Here is a 22,703-nt window from a genome sequence, read left to right as displayed (position 1 = left end):
GCCCCGTGCGGGGGCGGGCGACCGCGCGGCCGGCCACGCACGACCCGCGCCACCCCACCCGGCGTACACACCGAGCGGAGCGAGGAGCTTCCCATCGCCGAGAATCCCAGCCTTCGCCACCTGCTGGACCGGGTGGTCCTTGTCGAGGAACGCGTACGCCGCGCCGTCGCCGCCCGCAGACGGACCGACCCCAACCCCGACGACGCCTTCCGGGGTCTCTACCTCACCGACGCCGCCGTCGACCGCCTCCTCCACACGCCGCCCCGGCCCGCCGCCCCCGACCGCACGGACGCCGCCCGGCACGCCGAGGCCGAGGCACGGGCCGACGCCGCCGACCCGCCCACCAGCCTGCGCCGCCTCACGGCCGGCCTGGGCCTGACCGACCTCGACGTCGAGATCCTGCTCATCGCCCTCCTGCCGGACCTGGACGCCCGGTTCGAATCGTTCTACGGCTATCTCAACGACGACGTCACCCGGCACCGGCCCTCCATCGGCCTGGCTCTGACGCTGTGCGGACTGTCCCCGGCGGACGCCTCCGCCCGCGCCCGCCTCGGCGCCGGCGCGCCCCTGCTCTCCGGTGGCCTGCTGCTCGTCGAGGACCCGGACCGCCCGTTCCTCGGGCGCGCCCTGCGCGTACCGGACCGGGTCACCGCACACCTGCTCGGCGACGACACCCCCGACCCCCGGGTCGCCGGCCTGCTGACCCCGGCCCCGCCCGTGTCCGGCGTGGGCGACGCCGCCCCGCTCGCCCGGGCCCTCGCGGCCGAGGTCCCCCTGGCCTACCTGCGCGAGGACCAGGGCGGCGCGGGCCCGGCCCTGGCCGCGACCGCTCTCGCCCGGGCCGGGCGCCCCGCGCTCGCCCTGGACCTGGCCCGCCTCGCCCGCGACCCGGCCCCCGCGGACGCCGTGCGCACCGCCGTGCGCGAGGCACGGCTGACCGGCGCCGGTCTGGTCTGCGCCCCCGTGGACGCCCTGGACCGCGACCGCGAACGGGCTGCGCTGCTAAGGCAGCTGACGGACTGTCCGGTCCCGGTCGTGCTCGTGGGCCGCCCCCCGTGGGACGCCGCCTGGTCCACCCGTCCCCCGCTGCTGCTGCGCGCCCCGCGGGTCGAGCCGACCGCGCGAGCCGCGCTGTGGCAGGCCGCGTACGGATCCTGCGTGCCTGCCGGCCTCGATGTCGCGAACCTTCTGGCCCCGTTCCTCCTCACCCCCGGACAGATCGCCCTGGCAGCCCGAAGCGCCGCCCAGAACGCGCTGCTGGACGGTGCCGAGCTGCGCCCCGACCACGTACGCCGAGGCGCCCGGGCCCAGAACTCCGCCGGGCTCGACCTCCTCGCCCGCCGTATCGAACCCGCCGTCGGCTGGGACGACCTCGTCCTGTCCGCCGACACCCTGTCCCAGCTCCGGGAACTCACCGCTCGCGCCCGCCACCGCGACCGCGTCCTCGGCGAATGGGGGATGCGCCCCGGCGGTGCCCGCGGCCGGGGCGTCGTCGCCCTGTTCGCGGGCGACTCCGGTACCGGCAAGACCATGTCCGCCGAGGTCATCGCCGCCGACCTCGGCCTGGACCTCTACACCGTCGACCTTTCGACCGTGATCGACAAATACGTCGGCGAGACGGAGAAGAACCTCGAGCGGATCTTCTCCGAAGCGGCCGGGGTGAACGGTGTCCTCCTCTTCGACGAGGCCGACGCGATCTTCGGCAAGCGCTCCGAGGTCAAGGACGCCCACGACCGCTACGCCAACGTCGAGAGCGCCTATCTCCTCCAGCGCATGGAGTCCTTCGACGGCCTCGCGATCCTCGCCACCAACCTCCGCGCCAATCTCGACGACGCCTTCACCCGCCGCCTCGACCTCGTCATCGACTTCCCCGTCCCCGACTCCACCCAGCGCCTCGCCCTGTGGCACCGCTGCCTGGCCCCGCTCCTGCCCGGCGCCCACGACCTCGACCTCGCCTTCTGCTCCGACTCCTTCGAACTCGCCGGCGGCAACATCCGCTCCGTCGCGGTCACCGCCGCCTACCTCACCGCCGAGGCCGGATCGCCGCTGACCATGCGGCAGCTGATCCACGCCGTCCAGCGCGAATACCAGAAGCTGGGCCGACTGACCCTGGCCAGCGAGTTCGGGCGGTACGCCGAGCTGCTCGTCGTGTGACAGACGAAGTCCGCCACTACGAGTTTCTGGGATTCACCAGGACCCATTCGTCGTCCTCCCCCGCCCCGGGAGGCTCCGCGTACGTGGGGAAGCTTGATGACAGACTGTCGATGAAGTCGCGAAAGTTTTCCTTGTCGATGTCGCCCGGCCACGCAAGTATCACGTCCGTGAGTGCGGCGCTCTCCTCTTCGTATTCGACCGTGATACGAAAAGAGCTTCCACTGCTAGTTTCGGTGAATTCAAGCAGTAGATTGCCGTTCATGCCCTCGTTCTCCAGATGGATATGAATTCCCTCGTTGGTGTACTCGAGGTCTGCGATTCCGGTCAGCTTCTGACGGTCCGTGGGCTCCCAGCCCCGGGTGGTCAGCCGCATGAATTCCCCGTCGCCAGGATCGTTGAGAAGCCGATCCAGGTCCACGCTTCTTCACCGCCTTAGTTGAGTGGCCACTTCCCGGTTCGGACAATCGGTTCCTTGAGTGCCTTCTCGTGGGTGGCCATGAGATCGTGACTTCGCCTGAGAAGATCCTGGAAGGCCGCGGTCGGCAACAGGATACTCGGTGACGCGTTGGCGGAGAAGTGGCCTTGACTGTGCAGCTTCTTGAAAACAATGTCGGCGAGTTGCAGTGGTTGCACCTCGACTCCGCCCAGGCGCAGGATGTGCAGCCCGTCCACGGCCACCTGGCTCTCTCTTCCCTTGTACGGAGCCAGCGCGTGAACCGTCGAACCGATGCGCACATTGGGGGAGACCTGTCGGGCCAGGTCGGGCAGAGAGGTAATCTTCGTGGCGCAGGATTCGCACGGGCTGCGCGTCACTTTGAGTTCGAACCTCGCGCCCACCGGTTGCTGGTTCTTCATCCGCTGCTTGAGTTCATCCGGTACGGGGCTCGAGAAAGTTCCTCTCCTCAATCTGTCGATCAGAATGAGACTGTCCCGGATCAGCTTTGCCTCGGCGTGGTGCCAGGAGTCTACCTTCGGATCTATGGTGCTCTTGCCGCTTTTGCGCTTGCCCAGCGGTATCCCTATGGTCTCAAACTCCATCGACCCGATGGCGGCAGTTGGCGTGTCCATATCATGGAACGCAATGTCGTCGGCGGTGAAGTGCATTTGCAGATACCGGTTCTTGAATGCGATGCGCGCAGTCATCCCCGGCAGGGTGGGGCTTGCCGTGACAAGGATCTGATAATTTCCCGGCTGCTTCGCGACCGGTCGCACCTCGAGAGATTTGAGGCCGGATTTCTCGTATTTGTTGTGCGTCTGCTGGACTGTGGTTCTGATATGTTCCGGATCGTTCTCGCCCGAAAGCTGCGAGCGTAGATCGGCGATCACCTTCGTTCTGACGTCTGGATCCTTCTTGGGATTCTTGTCTTCATTCTTCCCTTGCTTGGTCCCTCGCCCGGCATCTTTGCCCCTCAGCTTGGACCACAGCTTCTTCGCCGCCTTCGCGATGAATTCGACGATCTTGTCGATCGCCTTGTTGACCGGCTTGGCGGCGGCGTGGAAGACCTGCTTCACCTTGCCCGCGAGGTTGCCGACGCCCAGCAGCGCGGCGAGGAAGCCGATGAGGACGGGGATGGAGGTGACCAGGGCGCCTTCGATCAGGGCGGGTACGCCGGCCTGGCCGCCCCCGGCGATGGCGATGACCGCGTCCAGGACGGAGTTGACGAACTGGACGATCTGGGCGCCTTGGGTCACGACGAAGGTGACGATGTCGATGATGCCCTTGACCGCGCGGATGAAGGCGGAGGCGGGGTTGAGCAGGGAGACGATCCAGGTGATGCCGGCGACGATGACGGTGGGGATCAGATAGGCGGTCAGTTTCTGCAGGATGGTGGACTTCAGGTCGCCCACCGACGCCTTGATGTGTTCCACGGCGCCTGCCGGGCCCTCCTTCTGGAGGGCCTGGGCGACGGGGACGGACTGTTCGGCGGCGGTGACCGCCTGGTCGGGGACGCCCTTGCGGGTGATGCGGGCACGGATGCCGGACCAGGTGAGGCCGAGGAGTCCGGCGATGACCTGGATGACGCCCTTGAGGTCGAACTTGGCGGGCAGGTTCAGGCCGGCGCCGGCCGCGGTGCCCAGGAGCCAGCCGATCAGGCCCTTCTTCAAGTGCTCGGCGATGTTGCCGATGAACAGATTCAGGCCCGCGCCGACAGCGGTGACGAGGCTGGTCAGGAACCCGATCGGGTCCTTGATGATCTTCATGACCGCGCCGGCGGCCTTGGCCAGGACACCGAGCAGCATGTTCTTCAGCTCGATGATGGTCTGGACGACGCCCATGACGGCGTCCTTGGCCTTGGCGATCAGGCCCTTGTTCTCCTCCTGGAGCTTCTTGATCTCGTCGTCGACCGCGTTCAGGGCCTGGGTGTACTTCTGGGCGAGGTCCTGGACGAGCTGGTCGGACTTCGCGTTGACGTCCTCTTCGAGGCCGTCGAACTTCTCCGTGAAGTCCTTGGCGGCCTGTTGGCCGAACTTCTTCAGGTCCGCGGGCAGACGGTCGACCTCGGCCTTGAGTTCGGTGCGGCCCTGGGCGATGCGGTCCTTGGCCCTGCCGAGTTCGGTGCCGATGATGTCGGCGATGGACGAGATGACCTGCTGCATCTGCGCGACATAGAGCTTGCGGGACTCCTGGAAGAGCTGGTTGGCCTCCTCCGGCAGGCCCGCGACCTTGTCCTTCAGCCATTTCGCCGGTCCCCAGAAGCCGCCGTAGCGCTTCTCCTTGTAGGCGTCCATCCGGCGCTTCTGGTCGGCGGTGAAGGCGTCCCGGGCGGCCTTCTCGCCGGCGGTGAACCTGTCGTCGACGAGCTTGTCGAGGCCGGACAGGGTCTTCTCGACGTCCGACCTGGTGGCGTCGAAGACCTTCTGCAGCCGGGCCGTCACCTCGGCCCGCCTGCGTTCGTCGGCGGACTTGGCGGCGCCCTTGCCACCGTCGACCTGCTTGCCGGTGGCCGCCCGGCTCGCGGCCAGGTCGCCCATCGCCCGGGCACCGGAGGCGGCGGCGCCCTGTTTGGCGGCGGCCAGCTGCTTGGCCTCGGCGCCGCGGGCGGCACCCGGTGCGGCGGCGGAGTGCTTCTCGGCTTCCTCCTGCGCCCCCAAGGCGTCGGTGAACGCCTCCTCGTTGCCCTTCTTCAGCTGGTCCTTGGTGACCTCGTTGTCGGTCAGCGCTTTGTCGACGTCGTTCGTGCCGCCACGGAAGTCCGTCACCGCGTCCGGCTGCCTCGCCGGGACCGCGCCCGCCGGGTTCGGGGTGCCGGGGACGGGCGGGGGAGCGTCGGGGGTGAGCGGGGTGACCGGCTTGTCCTTGGCCTGAGACAGGTCCGGGCCGGCCTTGGTGGCGGAGTCGATCTCCTTGGCGGAAGCGGCCTTGCCCTGGCTGACCTGGCCACTGACCTGGCCCTTGATCGCCTCTGCCTTGCCGGAACCGGCGAAGTCGTGGGCCTCACCGAGGGTCTTCGGAGCCTGCGCGGCGATGGCCTGGTTGACCGCGGCGATGAACCCGGCCTTGTCGAAGACGCCGGGTTCGGCGGCGTTCATCTTCTCTGCCTGCGCGGCCTTGCCCTGGGCCTGCTTGTCGTCCGGCGGGGCGACGGCGGCGCTCTGCGCGGCCTTCGACTCCGTGTCGGCCGAAGCGTGCCGGGAGGCCGCGGTCTTCTTCGCCCGCACCTCGGACTTCAGGTCCTGGAAGGCGGGCGACGCGGACGGCGGCGGCTTGACCGGCTCGGCCGGCTCGGCCGGAGCGGCCGTGGAAGGCTCGGCCGCGGTCTGGCGCTGCACGACCAGCCGGGCCACCGCCGCGTTCCCCGCTCCCGCCTGCAGCAGACGCAACTGCTGCGGGGTGAGGCCCGCCGGAGGGGCGCTCTCCGACCCGGACACCGTGGCGGGCGAGGTGGATTCCTCGACCGCGGGCGTGGCCTGGGCAGGGGCTGCCGGGCGGGCCGGCGCCGCGTTGGTCTTCGCGTTGGTCCTCGCGCTGGTCTTTTTGTCCGGCGCCGACTTCATGGCCGCAAGTGTTCGGGTTCGTGGCCACTCGTACACGAGAAGGGTGGGTACGGCCGGGGGAAGGGCGGGATGCCTGATCGGGCAGTGGGCTGTGCACCTCACCGCGGACGACGACACGTTCCAGCGTGATCGCGGCCGGAGTCAGAATCTGCTTCGGCCGCTGGTCAAGGAGGAGTGGATATGCCGTCGTATCTGTCCCCGGGCATCTACGTCGAAGAAGTGGAGGCCGGGGCACGACCGATCGAGGGAGTGGGCACCTCGGTCGCCGCGTTTCTCGGCTTCGCCCCGCAAGGACCCCTGAACGAGCCGACGCTCGTCAGCAACTGGAGCCAGTACGTGGGTGTCTTCGGCGACTTCGTCGAGGGTTCCTATCTGGCGTCCGCCGTGTACGGGTACTTCGCCAACGGGGGCGGCAACTGCTACGTCGTCCGGATCGGGGACGGCGGGAACGGCGTCGCGGGAGAACTGCCGAACGGGTCCGCCGGCGCGACGGCGGGCGGTGGGTCCGCGGCCGAGGCGCTGCTCGGCGGATTCCGGGTCCGGGCCCTGCCGGGCGTCACCGGTGAGATCACGGTCGAGGTCGGCGGGGCGGACGGCGAGGCGCCGCCGAACGAGGCGTTCAAGCTCGTGGTCAAGGTGGACGGGGAGGAGAAGGAGACCTACCCCTCGGTGTCCACCCGCCGCGGCAAGGACAACGTCGTCACCAAGGTCAAGGAGAAGTCGCAGGTCATCTCCCTGGAGGAGGTCAGCCGGGCCGCCGCGTCGGCCAAGCCCGACACCGGTACGGTCGTCCTCGCGGCCACGTCCGGCACGGCCCCCGCTCCGGCCGGGTCCGGCACGGTCGCGGTGTCGGCCGACAGCTACATCGGTGACGCGGACGAGCGGACGGGCTTCGGCGGTCTGGAGGCCATCGACGAGATCACGATGGTGGCCGTGCCCGACCTGATGAGCGCCCACCAGCGCGGCATCGTGGACGACGAGACCGTCATCTCGGTACAGCAGGCCCTGATCGCCCACTGCGAGCTGATGGGCGACCGGGTCGCCATCCTGGACGCTCCCCCCGGGCTGTCGCCGCAGCAGATCAAGAACTGGCGCATGGACACGGCCGGCTTCGATTCGAGGTTCGCGACGCTCTACTACCCGTGGATCAAGGTTTTCGACCCGTCGGTCGGCCGTAACAGCTTCGTCCCGCCGAGCGGGCACATAGCGGGGGTCTGGGCCCGCAACGACGAGTCGCGCGGTGTGCACAAGGCGCCGGCGAACGAGGTCCTGCGGGGCGCGGTCGGCCTCCAGACACAGATCACCAAGGGTGAGCACGACCTGCTGAACCCGATCGGAGTCAACTGTGTCCGCTCCTTCCCGGGCCGCGGGATCCGGGTGTGGGGCGCCCGCACCCTCTCCTCGGACCCGGCCTGGCGCTATCTGAACGTACGTCGGCTCTTCAACTACCTCGAGGAGTCGATCCTGACGGGCACGCAGTGGGTCGTCTTCGAACCGAACGACGACGCCCTGTGGGCTCGCATCAGGCGCACGATCTCGGCGTTCCTGGTCAACGAGTGGCGCAAGGGGGCGTTGTTCGGGCTGACCCCGGACGAGGCCTTCTACGTCAAGTGCGACCGGGAGACCAACCCCGCCGAGAGCATCGACGCCGGCCAGGTCATCTGCGAGGTCGGGGTCGCTCCGGTCAAGCCCGCGGAGTTCGTGGTGTTCCGGCTGGCACAGCTGTCGGGCGGCACGGGATCGGTCGACGAGTAGCGCAACGGCAGGCGGGTCGGGGCCCGGCGGCAGCGGGCCGCCCGCGGATCGGTCCCGGGGCGGTGGAAGACCGCCGCTCCCCACACAGGATGAGCTTTGGAGGCTGGGATGGCACTCCCCGAACTTGACAGCTCTGTCGGCCACTCCTTCGGGCTGGAGTTCGACGGCGTGGTGATCAAGCAGATCACCGAGGTCAGCGGCTTGAAGATGGAACAGGACGTCATCGAACTCAAGCAGAACACCACCGACGGAAAGTACGCCGTCAAGAAACTGCCGGGCCGCCCCAAGGCCGGCGAGGTCACCGTCACCCGCGGTCTGACCGAGGACAACAGCTTCGAGGCGTGGATCAAGTCGTCCCGGTTCGGGAAGATGGGCGACGCCCGCAAGAACGGCGCGATCATCGTCTACGACTACGAGGGCAGCGCGATCAAGCGCTACCAGTTGATCAACGCCTGGCCGAAGTCGCTGGAGATCGGCACCCTCAAGGCGGGCGACACCTCGGTCCTCACCGAGAAGCTCGCGATCACGTACGAGAGCATGGAAGTTGAGTGATGCGCAGGGGGACGCCCTCTCCGGCGCGGCAGGCGACACAGCCCTCCCCGGGCGCACCGGAGCATGACCACACCGGGGGACCGGGCGAGAGCGCGAGCGGTGCGGGGCCCGAGAGGCTCCGCACCGAGTTCCCCTTCGAACTGCCCCGGGGGTACGTGGACGCAGCCGGCACCGTGCACCGGCACGGTGTGATGCGGCTGGCCACCGCCCGGGACGAACTCATCCCGCTGCGGGACGACCGGGTGCGGGAGAACTCCGCGTACCTGTCGGTGGTCCTGATCGCCCGGGTGATCACCCGGATCGGCACCATCGAGGACGTGCACGCCGGCCTCGTGGAAGACCTGTTCGCCTCGGACCTCGCCTTCCTCCAGGACTTCTACCGTCGGATCAACGCGGAGGGCCACACCCGCGCCGCGGTCACCTGCCCTTCCTGCCAGGAACACTTCGCCGTGGACCTCGCCGGGGGCCGCCTGGGGGAATCGTGACGTACGCGGTCGACCGCCTCTACGAGGAGATCGCGTACCTGGCCTATCACTTCCACTGGCCGCTCGAGGAGCTGCTCGATCTGGAACACCCCGAACGGCAGCGGTACGTCGAGCAGATCGCCCGGCTCAACGGGCGGTGAGAGGACACCGAGATGGGACTGCTGTCCTGGCTGACGAGGAACGGTGAAGGCTCGCGGGGCGTCACGGAGCCCGGGACGCCGGCGCGTGCCGACGCCGGGACGACGTCACCCGGACCGGACGCGGCGACGCCCGCCCGGTTCACGGCCGGGTGGCGGTCGACGCCGCCCGTGCAGCGGACCCTGAGCGCGCCCATGGGGCTGCTCACCGACCCCCGCGGGTTCGGTGGGCGGCTGGGTACCTGGCAGGACCCGACCGTCACCGGACCGCTCGGCCATCTCGTCAGCGCGCAGGCGCCGTCCGGCGTCGGCCACGGGCTGGCGGAACCCACGATGCCGGTGCAGCGGACGAGCGTACGGCCGCAGGCGCACGCCTCCGGCGTGTCGCGGGCCGCGCGGGATCCCGCTCGGACATGGGGGGACGAGTCCGGCCCTCCCGTTCAGGCATGGGCGGACGAGTCCGGGGTGACGTCGGCCCTCGCGTCAGGAGCCGGGGACCGGCCGGGCGACCCGCACGGCACGGGTGACCCGATCGTCTTCCGGTCGGTGTCCCCGGCCCCGGGGATCCCCGCCGGCGTGCGGACGGTCGCACCGGCGCCCCTTCCCCAGGGGCAACTCCAGCGGCCAACCGTTCCGTCGGCCGGCCCGGAGCCGGATCCGGCACCGCCCGCGCCGGTGACGGTCATGCGGATGCGGTCCGTCCCGGCAGCCCCGGAGGGCCCCGCGTCCGCCCGCCCCCTGGTCGTCGCGGAGCCACCGGCCGTACCGGCGTGGGAACTCGCGGCCGTCCCCGCGCCCGTGCCGGATCCGGATCCCGGACCCCTGGCTCCGGGCACCCCGGACGAGCCCGTCGCCGGCCTGCTCGCCACGCCCGACACGCCTTCGGGGCAGGACGACGAGGGCGGCGTCGTCCAGCGCACCGAAGCGTCGGTCGCCGACCGGCCGACGGCGATACCGGACACGGGTCCGCTTCCGCTTCCGCTCTCGCTCCCGCTCCCCACGCCGCGCGCCGGTGCGGCTGTCGGCCAGGGGCCGGACGCGGCCCCCACTGCTCCGCTCGTCGGCGACGTGGACGGTGTCGGGACCGCCACGCGCCCTGCCGCGCAATCTGCCGTGCAGCCCGTTGTGCAGCGTGACGTCACGGCCCCGCCGCGTCCGCGTCATCGGGGTCTCGGCGAGCCGCTCGCCGAGCTGCCGCCCACCGCGCTGCCGCTCCCGGGCCGGGCGGCGCCGCCGGCCGAGTCCGCCGTGTCCTCTTCCGCCTCCGCCGTCGCGCACGTCTCCCGGACCGTGGAGGTCCCGGAGACACCGGCGGCCCCGGAGGACCTGCGTGTTCCGCCCACTCCGGAGACGCCGCCCACTCCGGAGACGCCGCCCACTCCGGACACGCCGGCGGCGCCGGACCTCGTGGCGGGCCAGGCCGCGCCCGGAGTGCCGTCGCACGGCGGCGAAGGCACCGCTCCGCTGCTCGGTGACACGCCACCGCTGACCACGGACCCGGTGAACCTCGGCACAGGGCTCTCGCCCGAGACGGCGACCGGCGTCGGCGTCGACGCCGGGGAAATCGGTCCGGTGCCCGTGCGGGGGACCGCCTCGGTCCCGGGCACCGGTCCTGGCCCCGGAATCGGTCCAGGTCCCAGTGCCGGCCCCGGTCCGGGCCCAAGCCCGGACCCCCTCTCCGGAGCCACCTTCGGAGGGGGTGACGCCGCGCCGCCGGGCCCGGTCGCGGTGCAGCGACTCGACGCTCCCGGCGGCTCGCCCCAGCCACCTCCACCCCCGTCGACCGATGCGACGCCCGTGCTCGCGGAGCCCGACCGAGCACCGCTGCTCGGAGAGGCCGGACCGCTCGTCGTGAGTGACACGGTGGTACTCGAGGCGCCCGGCCCTGGTGAGCTGGTGACGGCTTCGACGCCCATGCCGATGCGGCGGCTGGACGCCGTGGACGAGGCCACGTTCTCCGGTACGGCGCCCGAGGCGGGGGCCGGTGCCGGGTCGGCGTCGCAGGGCGGCGGCCCCGTTTTCCCGCTGGTGGCGCAGCGGTCGTTGCCTCTCTACACGGTGCCGGAACCGTCCGCCGAGGCACCGGTCTCCTCCGAACCTCCGGCCGCGGTCCCGGTCCGATGGGAACCGGTCAGGGGCGGAGCGTTCGTCCCGGGGGCCGACGGTTCCGCAGGCCATGCCTGGTCCGCCGACGCAGTGCCCGGCGGCTCCGGCCGCCCTGGCGACCAAGGCGGCTCTCGCGGTGGGCACACCGCCTCCGGCCACGCGGGTGGCGTCGTACAGCGGGCCGCGGACGCCGGTACGGCGGCCCTCGCCGACGGCGCCCCGCCCGCCCGTTCCTACGGCGATGGCGGCCGCCCCGGCGGCTCCGGGCTCCCCGGCGTCTCCCGCCTCGCCGGGCCCCCGGAATACCCAGGCGTCTCCGGGCTCCCCGGCCTTTCCACCCTTCCCGGCCTTTCCACCCTTCCCGGTGTCTCCGACCTTCCCGGACCCCCGGATGCCCCCGGCGGCCCAAGTGCCGTTGCGGCCCTCCTCGATGGAGCCCACCAGCCGTCCACGAGGGGGCTTCGAGGTCCGGACGCCCTCGGCCCCGCGGTCCCGTTGCAACGGCTCGAGACGGTGCCCGGCGCCGAAGCGCAGTCCGTGCGCCCCCCAGCCCCGACGGCGCCTTTGTCCCCACCCCCTCGGGGACAGGCGCCGTCGGCTCTCGCGCCGCCCGGCGTCAACGCGGGAGCCGCGGCGGTCGCCGCCGGCGTGGCCCGGTGGATGCCGGACGGCTCCGTGGAGTTCACCGCGCCCGCCGTGCAACGCGCCGAGGACGGCCCGCCGGGCGCCGACCCGCCCACCGACCCGCCCACCGACCCCCCGGCGCAGCCCGACCCGGCCGATCCACCGGCGCCCTCGGTGGCCGCCGACGGCTCCCCGCCCTCGGCCGCCACCCCCGGGAAGGCCGGTGTCCCCAAGGTCACCGACGAACTCGTACGAGCCCTGGTCGCCCCCCTCAGCAGGCTGCTCAAGGCGGAACTGCGCATCGAACGTGAACGCGCCGGGACCTTCATCAACACCCGGCACTGACAGAGCACCGGTACCGACAGAAAGGCAGGGCATCGGATGTCCACGACCCAGGACCCGGCGGTCACGGTCTGCTTCGTCGTCACGATCGACGGGATCGAGCTGGGGTCGTTCAACACCTGTGAGGGGCTCGGCTGCGAGGTGGTGCTCGAAGCCCGCGAGGAGGGCGGGAACAACGGCCATGTCTGGCAGTTGCCGACGCGCCTGAAGTACCCCAACGTCAAGCTCTCCCGGCCGCTGACGAAGGACACCCAGAAGGTGGCCAAGTGGTTCGCCAGCATGACCACCGGGTTCGCCCGCAAGACCGCGCACATCGAGGCGCGTACCGGCGACGACATCATGGTCGCCCGCTGGGGCCTGCTGGAGGTGGTGCCGGTGCGCTGGACCGGGCCGTCGTTCAATCCCGAGTCGCCCAAGGTCGCCACGGAGACCATCGAGATCGCGCACCACGGATTCACGACGGAGCCCGGGGCATGAGCGGGCCGGTGGCGTTCAGCGCGGCGGGCGGCGCGAAGTCGGCGTCGGCCGGGGGCGGCAACGCGCGGCCCAAGCTGGAGCACGCCTACCTCGAACTGCGCACCCCGCCCTCGGGCGGCAGCCTCACCCCCGGCGGCCCCTGCGGCCGGATCGACTTCCAGTTCAATCCCAAGGAACTCAGCCTGGGCAAGTCGGCGTCCTGGAAACGCACCCCCGCCAAGGGCGCCAAGAGCGCGGGCCCGCCGGAGTACCAGGGGCCGCAGCCCAGCAAGCTCACCGTCGAGATGTTCTTCGACGCGAGCGACACCCAGGACACCAGTGTCGTCAAGGCCGTGGAGAGCCTGTTCGCCTGCTGCGTACCGACCAACGAGACCCGGCAGGCGCAGCGGTCGTCGCCGCCCTGGGTGGTCTTCCACTGGGGCGGCATCACCGGCTTCCCCGGCTACGTCAGCCAGGTCCAGGTCAAGTACACGCTGTTCACCACGTCCGGGACGCCGATCCGCGCGGTGTGCCAGGTGACGATGGAGGAGATCAGCGGGGAGACGGCCGGCCAGAACCCCACCTCGGGGGCGCTCACGGCCCGCCGTGTCCACCGGCTCCGCGCCGGCGACACCCTGCAGGGTCTCGCCTGGGCCGAGTACGGCGACGCGGCCGCCTGGCGGGCCATCGCCGAGGCCAACGGCATCGACGATCCCATGCGGCTGGCCGAGGGGCGGGAACTGCTCCTGCCCTCGGCCGACGAACTGGACACGGTGCCGGGCGGGGCGGCGGAGCCCGTCGCCCACGGGTCCGGAGCGGCCGGCGGCCGGAAGGACGTCTGATGGCCCATGACACCGTAGCCAAGATCCTGGTCATGGAGATCGGCGGGACCAGGCTCCCCGCCGACCTCGCCAACACCCTGGTGGACGGCTACGTCGACGACAGCCGCACCCTGCCCGACACCTTCGTCCTGCGGTTTCGCGACCCCAGCCGGGTGCTGCTCGACAAGGCCGGCATCAAGATCGGCTCCGAGGCGCGGCTGCTGGCCTCGTCCGGCGCGGGCGGCTCGCCGAAACCGCTGCTCAAGGGTGAGGTGACCGCCCTGGAGCTGGACTTCGACGAGACCGGGACGTTCACCGTGGTCCGCGGCATGGACAAGGCGCACCGGCTCTTCCGGGGCCGTCGGGTCGCCGCCTACCAGAACATGACCGTCGCGGACATCTGCCGCCGCGTCGCCCAGCGCGCCGGGCTCGCGACGGGGACGATCGACGTCTCGGGGCCGGTCCTCGAACACGTCGCCCAGGCGAACGTCTCCGACTGGGAGTTCGTCCGCGACCTGGCCGAGGACGCCGGAGCACAGGTCTACGTCATCGACGGCGCCCTGCATGTCACCAAGGCCACCGCGGCGTCCGGCGCGCCCGGCTCCTCGGCCCGCGCCGACCGTGACCCGCTCGTGCTGGAACTCGGGAAGAACCTGGTGCGCTGCCGCGCCGGGGTGACCGCCGCCGAGCAGGTCTCCCAGGTCCAGGTGCGCGGCTGGGACACCAAGACCAAGCGGGCCCTGGTCGGCACGGCGGAGGCGGGCAGGGCGGACACCGTCCAGCTGGGCATCGCCCCGGCGGACGCGGCGCGCCCCTTCGGCAAGGCCGACTTCCTCGTCACCGACAACACCTACGGCGCGCAGGCCCGCGTCGAGCAGGTCGCCAAGGCGCTGGCGCAGCGGATCGCCGGGTCGTTCGCCGAGATGGAGGCGGTCATCCAGGGCAATCCCGAGGTCCGGGCCGGCGGAGCTGTCGCGCTGTCCGGGGTCGGCGCCCCGTTCGAGGGCCGGTACACCGTCACCGCCTCCCGGCACGTCTTCGACGCCCAGCGCGGCTACGAGACCTGGGTGACCGTCTCGGGCCAGCAGGAACGCTCCCTGTCGGCGCTGGCCGGCGGCGCCGCGGGCCGGGCGGGCAGGATCCCCGAGGTGGACGGAGTCGTCATCGGTCTCGTCTCCGACACCAAGGACCCGGACAAGCTCAGCCGTGTCAAGGTCAAGTTCCCCTGGCTGTCCGACGACTACGTCAGCGACTGGGCCCGATGCGCGCAGATCTCCGGCGGAGGCGGCAAGGACGGCAAGGGAACCTCCGCGTTCGTCCCGGAGGTGGGTGACGAGGTGCTGGTCGGGTTCGAGCAGGGCCGGCTCGACCGCCCGTACGTCCTCGGCTGCCTCTTCAACGGGCAGGACAAACCGTCCACGGCGAGCGGCGAGCTGATCGACGGGACCAGCGGCGCCGTCAACCGGCGGTCGTTCTCCTCCCGCAGCGGCAACCAGCTCGAACTGCTCGACAACGCCTCCGGTCCGCAGGGCGTACGGATGGTCACCGGCGACGGCAAGCTCACCATCGACCTCGACCGCAAGGGCACCAAGATCATCGTGCACAGCGACGGCACGGTGGAGATCGACGCCAAGGACAAGGTCACCGTCAAGGCGGGCAACGGCGCGCTGATGGACGCGGGCAACGGCACCCTCGAACTGACCGGCAAGTCGGTGAAGGTGACCGCGCAGACCGGCGTCCAGGTGGACGGCGGCAGCGGCCAGGTCGGGCTCAAGACGAGCGGGGGAGTGGAGGTGAAGGGCAGCCAGGTCGCGGTCAACGGCACCGCGCGCACGGAGATCAAGGGCGGGGCGACCTGCACGATCAACGCGGGCTTGGTCCGGATCAACTGACGATCGGTCCCGATCGACCGACGAGACGAAGAACTGCAAGCCGACGAAAGAAGGAGCCCCCGCCATGCCACCCGCCGCCCGCGTCGGCGATCCCACCGGCCATCCGGGGACGGTCGGCCCGCCCGGCGCGCCCACCGTCCTCATCGGCGGCATGCCCGCCGCCACCGTCGGTACCACCCACATGTGCGCCTTCCCGCCGCCCGCCGTGCACCCGCCGTCGGTGATCATTCCGCCGGGGTGCCCCACGGTCCTGATCAACGGCAGGCCCGCCGCCCGCATCGGTGACACCGCCGCCTGCGGGGCGCCGATCGTCGCGGGCTGCCCGACCGTCCTGATCGGCGGGTGACCGGCTGATGGGACAGCAGTTCGTCGGCGCGGGCTGGGCGTTCCCGCCGCGCACCGACGCCACCGGGAGCATCGCCCTGGTGCGCGGCGAGCGGGAGATCGAGGAATCGATCCGGCTCGTGCTCGCCACCTCCCCGGGGGAGCGCCCCATGCGGCCGGAGTTCGGCTGCGCCATCCACGACTACGTGTTCGCCCCCGCCGACGCGAGCACCGCGGGCCAGGTCGCCTACGAGATCCGGCTCGCCCTCGACCGCTGGGAGCCGCGGATCGAGGTCGTGGGCATCGACGTCCGGTTCGACGCGGTGGAGGACGGTGTGCTGTACATCGACATCAGCTACACCGTGCGCGGCACGAACGACCCCCGCAACCTCGTGTTCCCGTTCTATGTGATCCCCGCGCACGAGGAAGGAACGGGTCCGTGACGCTGCCCAGCCCCAATCTCGACGACCGGAAGTTCCAGGGACTCGTCGACGACGCCAAGAGGTTCGTCCAGCAGCGCTGCCCCGAGTGGAGCGACCACAACGTCTCCGATCCGGGCGTGACCCTGATCGAGGCGTTCGCCACGATGGTCGACCAGCTCCTCTATCGCGTCAACCGCGTGCCGGAGAAGAACTACCTGGCCTTCCTCGACCTGATCGGCGTCCGGCTGCACCCGCCCACCGCCGCCCGCACGGACGTCGCGTTCTGGCTCTCCGCGCCGCAGCCCGAGACCGTCCGGGTCAGGGCCGGCACCGAGGTCGCCACCGTGCGCACCGAGACCGAGGAAGCGGTCGTGTTCACCACCGTCCGCGATCTGCCGATCGTGCCGTGCGGGCTGACCCGGCTGGCCACCTGCCCCGCCGGAGGCGGAGCCGACGACCGTACGCAGCAACTCGCCCTCGGCCGTGACGTGCCCTGCTTCGACACCGAGCCCGCGCCCGGCGACGCCCTCTACGTCGGCCTCAGCAACCCCGTCCCGGCCGGGGTCGTCGTGCTGCGGCTGGACTGCCGGGTGGACGGCGTCGGTGTCGACCCGCGGCGCCCGCCGCTGCGCTGGGAGGCATGGGACGGCACGGCCTGGGCGCGCTGTGACGTCGAGGAGGACACGACCGGCGGTTTCAACCGGCCCGGCCAGGTGGTGCTGCATCTGCCGGGCAACCACGCGGAGTCCACCATCGCGCGCCGGACCGCGGGCTGGGTCCGCTGCCGGCTGCTCCCCGCCGAGCCGGACCAGCCCACCTATCTCCAGTCGCCGACCATCCGTGAGGCCGAGGCCTTCACCATCGGCGCCACCGTCGAGGCCGTGCACGCCGAGACGGTGACGGACGAGGTCCTGGGGCTCTCCGAGGGTGTGCCGGGCCAGTCCTTCCATGTCGCCCGGCCTCCGGTCGTCCCGGGCGACGAGCCGTTCGTCGTGGAGGTGGCGGACGGCTCGGACTGGTCGCGGTGGCACCGCGTCGACGACTTCGCGCACTCGGGCCCCGGCGACCGGCATCTGACCCTGGACCCGAACTCCGGCCGGATCGACTTCGGCCCGGCCGTCCGCGAGCCGGACGGAGCGATCCGCTACTACGGCGCGGTTCCGGCCAAGGGAGCCCCGGTGCGGATCCGCGCCTACCGGTCCGGCGGCGGCAGCCAGGGCAACGTCGCCAAGGGGACGCTGCGGGTGCTGCGCACCTCGCTGCCGTTCGTCGCGCGGGCCGAGAACCGGCGGGCCGCCGTCGGCGGTGTCGACGGGGAGAGCGTGGAGAGCGCCAAGGTCCGCGGCCCCATGACGCTGAGCACCCTGTACCGGGCGGTCGTCCCGCGCGACTACGAGGTGCTGGCGCGGGAGGTGGCCCCGGACGCGGCACGGGTCGCCTGCGTGCCCGCGGGGGAGGGCGAGGAGGGCGGCGTCCGGCTGCTTCTGGTGCCGGCCGTGCGGAGCGACGAACAGGGGCGGCTGCGCTTCGACGACCTGGTGCCGCCCCGGGAGACGCTGCGGAGCCTCGCCGACTACCTGGACGAGCGCCGCACCATCGGCACCCGGCTGGTGGTCGAGCCGCCCTACTACCAGGGAGTCACCGTCGTGGCGTCCGTCCTGGCCGCCCGCGGCGCGGCCGTCGACCCGGTCCGCACCGCGGCGCTGGCCGCCCTGTACGGGTACTTCAACCCGATCACCGGAGGACCGAGCGGGCAGGGATGGCCGTTCGGGCGGCCGATCCACGCCGGAGAGGTGTACGCCGTCCTCCAACGGGTGCCGGGCGTCGACCTCGTCGAGGACGTCAGGCTCTTCCCGGCCGACCCGCTGACCGGGCAGCGCGCCGAACCGGCCACCAGGATCGTGCTCGACACGCACGCCCTCGTCTTTTCCTACGAGCACCAAATCCGAATGCGGGAGGCCTGAATGCGCGGAACAGTCGAGGGACTGCCGACGCCTCACCCACTCATCTACCAGCTCCCCGCCGTGTATCTGGGAGAGGACTTCATCCAGCGGTTCCTCGCGGCGCTGGACGACGTACTGGCGCCGGTGCTGCTGACCATCGACAACCTCCCCGCCCATCTCGACCCGCGCACCGCCCCGGAGGACTTCCTGGCGTGGCTGGGCGAGTGGGTGGCCACGGGCCCGGCGGCCGACGGTCAGCCGGCCGGGCAGCGCCGGGCCGCGGTCCTCGGGGCGGTGGAACGGCACCGCAGACGGGGAACAGGAGGCGGACTCGCCGAAGCCGTACGGCTGGAGTTCGGCACGGAGGCCGAGATCGAGGAGACGGGCGGAACGTCGTGGTCCGAGACGGCACGCAGCCCCCTGCCCGGGCCGGCCGGTGTTCCGCCCCGGGTCACCGTACGGGTGCGGGTGGCCGACCCGGACGCGGCGGGCGCGGAGCGGCTGCGGCGGCTCGTGGCCGGTGAGGTGCCGGCGCACGTCGGGTACGCCACGGAACTGCTGCCCCTCGCGGACGCGTCATGAGCGGCCCCGGCGGGCCGGCCTGCCCCGACTGCGGCCACCACAACGCGCCGGGCGCGGCGTTCTGCGCGTCCTGCAACGCTTTCCTGGACTGGGAGCAGAGCGGCGCCGGCTCCGCGAACGCCGGCCGGGGCACGGGATCGGAGCCCCGCGCGGCCGTCTCCGGCCCGGCGGTGCCGAGTGCGGTGACACCGGACGCGTCCGGGCCCGGGACGTCCGCCCAGGGAGCCGCGGCCCCCGGTCCCGCGCCGGAGCCGGCGGCTACCCGCACCGACCCCGTCCCGCCCCGGCCGCAGACCTCGGCACCCGCTCCGACACAGCCGTCCTCTGTCACGCCGGAGCAGGCCGTCCCCCATCCGGCGGGCCCGTCCCTCCCCGCCGCACCGGCCGGACCGGTCCGGCCCCGGACACCGGCGGAACCCGCGAACTCCGGCACCGTACGGCGGCCCGGTGAGCGGTCCGCGGACCCGGACGACCTGCCCGCGTCGCCGGGCGCACAGGACACCCCCGCGACCGTGCCCCACCCCCGGAGCCCGGTCCACGACCTGGTCTGTCCGGCATGCGCGCAGGCCAACCCCCGTACCCGCACCCTGTGTCTGCGCTGCGGCGCCGTGCTCACCGCGGCCGTGGCGGAGCAGGAGCGGCTCTCGTGGTGGGCGCGACTGTTGCGGCGGTTGCGCCGCCGTCCGCCGCGCCGGCTCGCGGCCGGGCAGCGTCCTCCGGTCCGCGCCTGGCGACGGCCGAGCCTGGCGATCCCGATCACGCTGGTCGTCCTGCTGGGCGGTGGCTACCTCGCCCGGCCCCATCTGGGCAGCCTCATCGACAGCCTTCGGGACCGGACGGCCAAGCCCACCCCCGTCAACCCGAAGGAGGCGGAGGCGTCCAGCCGACTCGAGGGCCACGGGCCGAACCTGGCCTTCGACGGGGCGAACAACACCTACTGGGCACCCGCGCCGGCCGGCGCGGGTGCGGGCGAGGATCTGGAGGCGCGCTTCGAACAGCCCGTCACGCTCAAGACACTCATCATCCAGACCGGGGTCTCGGTCAACAAGGACGAGTTCCTCAAACAGGCCAGGCCGTCCGTCCTCGATGTGGAGCTGGGCGGACCGGGCGGTGAGGTCGAGAAGAAGCGGCTCAAGCTGGAGGACAAGCCGGGGCCGCAGACGCTGGACCTCGAAGGGAAGAACGTCAGCTCGGTGCGGTTCATCGTTCGGTCCAGTTACGGAGTCGAGGGGAAGGGCCGGCACACGGCCGTCGTGGAGATCGAGTTCTTCGGTCTGCGATGACGTCCGTTACGACGTCCGTTACGCCGTCCGCCATGACATGCGTCATGACGTCCGCCCGGGACGCCCGGCGCCAGGGTGTCCCTCCCCGGTGGTGGAGTCCGTCCCGCGACGTGCTCCGGAGCAGGCGGCCCGGCGGCCGCGCGCCCCGGCGCCCGCCGCTACATCGGGTGGGAGAGCCCGCCGGACGGCGGGATCCCCAGGGAGGCCAGCATCGCCGAGTAGCCACGCCGGGCCCGCGCGCCGTCGGCCGCGAGCCCCGCGGCGTCGCACGCCCGGATCAGGACCCGCCATGCGGCGTCGCGGTGCCCGTCGACCTCGAGGCAGCGTTCGGCCGCCTCCACCGCCTCCACGGGCCGGCCCTGGGCGAGACGTATCTCGGCCAGAGCCACGGCCGAGTTGGCCGCTTCCCGGCGCAGCCGTTCCCGGTCGGCGGCCACCCACTCGGCCAGCCCGTCCTCGGGAAGCAGCTCACCCGCGTAATGGTCCAGAGCGATGCGGAACGCGTCCGCCGCCTCCTCCGGCCGCTTCTGCGCCCGGGTGCGCCGGCCGTCGCGCACGGCACGCTCGAACGCCGCGACGTCGCTCACGTCACCGGGCGCCAGCACGAGCCGGTACGAATCGCCCTGCCGCGCGATGAGTCGCGAACCGCCCCTGGGACGTTCCGGTTCGAGGAAGGAACGCAGACTGGAGACTGTTACTTGGAGGTTGTGCAGTGTGGACGGTGTCGTCACGCCGTCCCAGAACGCGAGCAGCAGATGGTCACGGTGGACCGCCTGGCCGGCGCGTACCGCGAGGAGCCGCAGCACGGCCTGTGCCCTGGGACGCAGCTTCGCCCAGTCGTGCTCGCGCCCGGCCAGGGTGAACTCGAAGCCACCGAGACAGCGCACCGTCAGGGCCGGCGCCGGCCGTGCGCCGAGGGCGCGTGCGGGCACGGTGGTGTGGTGCCCGCCGGCCTTGGTCCTGCCTGCTGCCGCCGCGCCGTCCCCGGCTGGGCCGGCGGGCGCCGCGAGCGCGGTGAGCCAGGAGCGCAGCCCGGCCACCGGCAGCCCCGCGGACCCGGCCGTCGACCAGGCGGCCTCCTGTAACTCGGCCCGGCTCACCGCGTCGGGCGCCGCCAGAGCCATCGCGCCCATGGCCAGCGCCCGTGCGCCCGGTACACCCGCCGACCGGGCGAACGCCTCCGCCTGGGCGGCACGCTGCCCCGCGTCCGGCAGGTCGTGCGCGACCTCCACGACCGCGAGGGCGGCCCGGCCCCACGCCTCCGGCGTGCCCCAGCCCAGCGCCCGGAACCGCCGCACGACCTCCTCCAGCTCGCCGATGCCGGGGCGCCCCGACCGCACCGAGCGCAGGCACACGGCCGACGCGGCGAGCGCCGCGCCTTCGGGGTCGCCGAGCCGGGTGCACTCGTCCAGCACGACGACCGGCTGCCCGGCGTCCTCCGGGTGCGGCCCCAGGCCCAGCAGACACCGCGCGGCCCGGCTCAGCCACGGCAGGTCCAGCCGTTCGGCGTCGTAGGCGATCCGCTGGAGTTCCGGGTAGGGGACGGGCCCGGCCGGGCCCCCGGCCAGTACGGCCAACGCCACCCGGACCAGCTGCCCGGACAGCGCGACCGGGGCGTCGTCCGTCGCCTCCGCCAGGGCCCGGCGCAGGGTGGTGCCGGCCGTCCTGTCGCCGGTCAGGGCGGCGGCGATGCCCTGGACGAGGAGGGCGGCGGAGCCGCCGGAACCGCCCTCGGTGCCGCGTCCGACCAAGCGGCCGAGGCTCATGTCCGGGGTGCCGGCGACGACGGCGCGCAGCGCGTCGGGCCAGTCGGCGGACCCGAGGGGGCGGCGCACCGCCGAAGGCGGCGGGTCCTGATGATCGCCTGCGGCGGCGCAGGCGGCGGCCCGGCCGCGCAGCCGCGCCAGTTCGACGTCGGTCAGCGTGCCGGTGAGCCGCGCGCGTAGACACTCGCGGAGCAGGGGCTCCGCGACGTACGTCCGTCCGTCCGGGGCGGCGCGCAGGACCCCGTGCTCGTGCGCCAGGGACCACAGCGTCTCGGCGCTGTCGGCCCGGCCGGTCAGCGCGTGGCAGGCGTCGGCGGTGAGCCGGCTCAGCAGGCTGGTGTCCGTCAGGAACCGTCTGAGACGGTCGGGGAGCGGGAGGAGCACCTCCCGCTCCAGGTACTCGCGGCCGAACATCCCGTCGGCCAGGATCCGCTCCTGGCCCGTGTCGGGACGGGCCGCCACGGCTCTGGCGAACAGCCTCAGCGTCGCTGCCCTGCCGCCGGTGGCCCGGACCAGGGGCAGCGCGATCCCGGGGCGCAGCGCCGTGTCGTACAGATGCGGGAACAGGTGCTCGACCTCCCAGGAGCGGAAACGCAGCGCGTCGGCGTTCATCACCGTCGCGCCCGACGCCTCCAGCGCGGCCACCGACAACCCGGCGGTGGGGCGTGTTCCGATCAGCACCCGCGGGTGTGGCGGTGCCAGCTGGCCGAGCCGGACCACAAGCGACCGCGCGGCCGTTGAGAGCAGGTGCATGTCATCAATGACGACCAGTCGCCCGACGGCTCCGCCGCCCCCGGCATCGTGGCGCCGCGGCACCGGCTGGGCCGCGCCGGGCGGCCCGGCGGAGCCCGCCAGCGCGTCCGCCGGGTACCCGAGCGCGGACAGCAACTCCCGCTGGTCGGCGCCGGGCCGGGCCTGATACCACGTCACCGGGCCCGCATGCGCCCTCGCCGCCTGAGCCAGCAGCGCGGTCTTGCCGAAGCCGGGCGGGGCCACCACCAAGCCCCACGAGCAGTGGGTGAACTGTTCGGTCAGACGGCCTCGGGACATGGCCTCGGAGGCC

17 protein-coding genes are annotated in these 22,703 nt (G+C 72.4%); 14 read left to right on the top strand and 3 right to left on the bottom strand.

Features of this window, described 5'->3' with window-relative positions; all coding sequences use genetic code 11:
• Window positions 1–93: 93 nt before the first annotated feature.
• Window positions 94–2,154, top strand: coding sequence for an ATP-binding protein (locus ACZ6D7_RS33580; protein WP_469499405.1), 2,061 nt, complete (start codon window positions 94–96; stop codon window positions 2,152–2,154).
• Window positions 2,155–2,170: 16 nt separating this feature from the next.
• Here the strand turns inward: ACZ6D7_RS33580 and ACZ6D7_RS33575 are convergent, their stop codons facing one another.
• Window positions 2,171–2,572 (bottom strand): hypothetical protein, encoded by a 402-nt coding sequence (locus ACZ6D7_RS33575; protein ID WP_469499191.1) that lies wholly within the window; start codon window positions 2,570–2,572, stop codon window positions 2,171–2,173.
• Window positions 2,573–2,586: 14 nt separating this feature from the next.
• On the bottom strand, window positions 2,587–6,150 hold the full coding sequence (locus tag ACZ6D7_RS33570; RefSeq protein WP_469499185.1) for a phage tail protein: 3,564 nt from the start codon (window positions 6,148–6,150) through the stop codon (window positions 2,587–2,589).
• Between the two features lie 180 nt (window positions 6,151–6,330).
• Between ACZ6D7_RS33570 and ACZ6D7_RS33565 the strand changes: the two genes are divergently transcribed.
• The 13 genes from ACZ6D7_RS33565 to ACZ6D7_RS33505 all read left to right on the top strand — a co-directional run bounded on the left by ACZ6D7_RS33565 (window position 6,331) and on the right by ACZ6D7_RS33505 (window position 19,874).
• Window positions 6,331–7,905: a phage tail sheath family protein gene (locus ACZ6D7_RS33565; RefSeq protein ID WP_469499181.1), complete on the top strand. Its 1,575-nt coding sequence runs from the start codon at window positions 6,331–6,333 to the stop codon at window positions 7,903–7,905.
• A gap of 108 nt (window positions 7,906–8,013) precedes the next feature.
• Window positions 8,014–8,457 carry a phage tail protein gene (locus ACZ6D7_RS33560; protein WP_469499177.1) on the top strand — a complete coding sequence of 148 codons (444 nt, stop codon included), beginning with the start codon at window positions 8,014–8,016 and terminating at the stop codon, window positions 8,455–8,457.
• On the top strand, window positions 8,457–8,942 hold the full coding sequence (locus ACZ6D7_RS33555; protein WP_469499175.1) for a hypothetical protein: 486 nt from the start codon (window positions 8,457–8,459) through the stop codon (window positions 8,940–8,942). The genes ACZ6D7_RS33560 and ACZ6D7_RS33555 overlap by 1 nt, the downstream gene beginning before the upstream one ends.
• On the top strand, window positions 8,939–9,082 hold the full coding sequence (locus ACZ6D7_RS33550; RefSeq protein WP_264933507.1) for a DUF6760 family protein: 144 nt from the start codon (window positions 8,939–8,941) through the stop codon (window positions 9,080–9,082). Before ACZ6D7_RS33555 ends, ACZ6D7_RS33550 begins: the two co-directional genes overlap by 4 nt.
• A 12-nt stretch (window positions 9,083–9,094) precedes the next feature.
• Window positions 9,095–12,154 carry a hypothetical protein gene (locus ACZ6D7_RS33545; protein ID WP_469499170.1) on the top strand — a complete coding sequence of 1,020 codons (3,060 nt, stop codon included), beginning with the start codon at window positions 9,095–9,097 and terminating at the stop codon, window positions 12,152–12,154.
• 36 nt (window positions 12,155–12,190) lie between these two features.
• Window positions 12,191–12,628, top strand: coding sequence for a phage tail protein (locus tag ACZ6D7_RS33540; RefSeq protein WP_469499167.1), 438 nt, complete (start codon window positions 12,191–12,193; stop codon window positions 12,626–12,628).
• Window positions 12,625–13,449: a CIS tube protein gene (locus tag ACZ6D7_RS33535; RefSeq protein WP_469499165.1), complete on the top strand. Its 825-nt coding sequence runs from the start codon at window positions 12,625–12,627 to the stop codon at window positions 13,447–13,449. Before ACZ6D7_RS33540 ends, ACZ6D7_RS33535 begins: the two co-directional genes overlap by 4 nt.
• Window positions 13,449–15,320, top strand: coding sequence for a VgrG-related protein (locus ACZ6D7_RS33530; RefSeq protein WP_469499159.1), 1,872 nt, complete (start codon window positions 13,449–13,451; stop codon window positions 15,318–15,320). Before ACZ6D7_RS33535 ends, ACZ6D7_RS33530 begins: the two co-directional genes overlap by 1 nt.
• A gap of 64 nt (window positions 15,321–15,384) precedes the next feature.
• Entirely contained in the window at window positions 15,385–15,666 is a 282-nt protein-coding gene (locus ACZ6D7_RS33525; protein WP_469499156.1) for a PAAR domain-containing protein, read from the top strand.
• Between the two features lie 7 nt (window positions 15,667–15,673).
• Window positions 15,674–16,087 carry a GPW/gp25 family protein gene (locus tag ACZ6D7_RS33520; RefSeq protein WP_079658064.1) on the top strand — a complete coding sequence of 138 codons (414 nt, stop codon included), beginning with the start codon at window positions 15,674–15,676 and terminating at the stop codon, window positions 16,085–16,087.
• Window positions 16,084–18,030, top strand: a complete 1,947-nt coding sequence (locus tag ACZ6D7_RS33515) for a putative baseplate assembly protein (protein WP_469499151.1) — start codon at window positions 16,084–16,086, stop codon at window positions 18,028–18,030. Before ACZ6D7_RS33520 ends, ACZ6D7_RS33515 begins: the two co-directional genes overlap by 4 nt.
• Window positions 18,031–18,591, top strand: a complete 561-nt coding sequence (locus ACZ6D7_RS33510) for a phage tail protein (RefSeq protein WP_469499148.1) — start codon at window positions 18,031–18,033, stop codon at window positions 18,589–18,591.
• On the top strand, window positions 18,588–19,874 hold the full coding sequence (locus tag ACZ6D7_RS33505) for an NADase-type glycan-binding domain-containing protein (RefSeq protein ID WP_469499145.1): 1,287 nt from the start codon (window positions 18,588–18,590) through the stop codon (window positions 19,872–19,874). Before ACZ6D7_RS33510 ends, ACZ6D7_RS33505 begins: the two co-directional genes overlap by 4 nt.
• A 158-nt stretch (window positions 19,875–20,032) precedes the next feature.
• On the opposite strand, the gene ACZ6D7_RS33500 is transcribed toward ACZ6D7_RS33505, so the two are convergent.
• Window positions 20,033–22,690 (bottom strand): winged helix-turn-helix domain-containing protein, encoded by a 2,658-nt coding sequence (locus ACZ6D7_RS33500; protein ID WP_469499142.1) that lies wholly within the window; start codon window positions 22,688–22,690, stop codon window positions 20,033–20,035.
• Between the last annotated feature and the right edge of the window lie 13 nt (window positions 22,691–22,703).

The organism is Streptomyces sp. NPDC041784 (assembly GCF_055591025.1).
Note: the sequence above shows the minus strand (reverse complement) of the source record. Positions and strands in the feature narration are given on the sequence as shown.

Bases quoted from the DNA above. Each gene is read 5' to 3' on its own strand.
- ACZ6D7_RS33570 (WP_469499185.1), bottom strand. From the start codon at position 6,150: ATGAAGTCGGCGCCGGACAAAAAGACCAGCGCGAGGACCAACGCGAAG.
- ACZ6D7_RS33555 (WP_469499175.1), top strand. From the start codon at position 8,457: ATGCGCAGGGGGACGCCCTCTCCGGCGCGGCAGGCGACACAGCCCTCC.
- ACZ6D7_RS33500 (WP_469499142.1), bottom strand. From the start codon at position 22,690: ATGTCCCGAGGCCGTCTGACCGAACAGTTCACCCACTGCTCGTGGGGC.
- ACZ6D7_RS33540 (WP_469499167.1), top strand. From the start codon at position 12,191: ATGTCCACGACCCAGGACCCGGCGGTCACGGTCTGCTTCGTCGTCACG.
- ACZ6D7_RS33545 (WP_469499170.1), top strand. From the start codon at position 9,095: ATGGGACTGCTGTCCTGGCTGACGAGGAACGGTGAAGGCTCGCGGGGC.
- ACZ6D7_RS33505 (WP_469499145.1), top strand. From the start codon at position 18,588: ATGAGCGGCCCCGGCGGGCCGGCCTGCCCCGACTGCGGCCACCACAAC.
- ACZ6D7_RS33530 (WP_469499159.1), top strand. From the start codon at position 13,449: ATGGCCCATGACACCGTAGCCAAGATCCTGGTCATGGAGATCGGCGGG.
- ACZ6D7_RS33510 (WP_469499148.1), top strand. From the start codon at position 18,031: ATGCGCGGAACAGTCGAGGGACTGCCGACGCCTCACCCACTCATCTAC.
- ACZ6D7_RS33565 (WP_469499181.1), top strand. From the start codon at position 6,331: ATGCCGTCGTATCTGTCCCCGGGCATCTACGTCGAAGAAGTGGAGGCC.
- ACZ6D7_RS33520 (WP_079658064.1), top strand. From the start codon at position 15,674: ATGGGACAGCAGTTCGTCGGCGCGGGCTGGGCGTTCCCGCCGCGCACC.
- ACZ6D7_RS33560 (WP_469499177.1), top strand. From the start codon at position 8,014: ATGGCACTCCCCGAACTTGACAGCTCTGTCGGCCACTCCTTCGGGCTG.
- ACZ6D7_RS33535 (WP_469499165.1), top strand. From the start codon at position 12,625: ATGAGCGGGCCGGTGGCGTTCAGCGCGGCGGGCGGCGCGAAGTCGGCG.
- ACZ6D7_RS33525 (WP_469499156.1), top strand. From the start codon at position 15,385: ATGCCACCCGCCGCCCGCGTCGGCGATCCCACCGGCCATCCGGGGACG.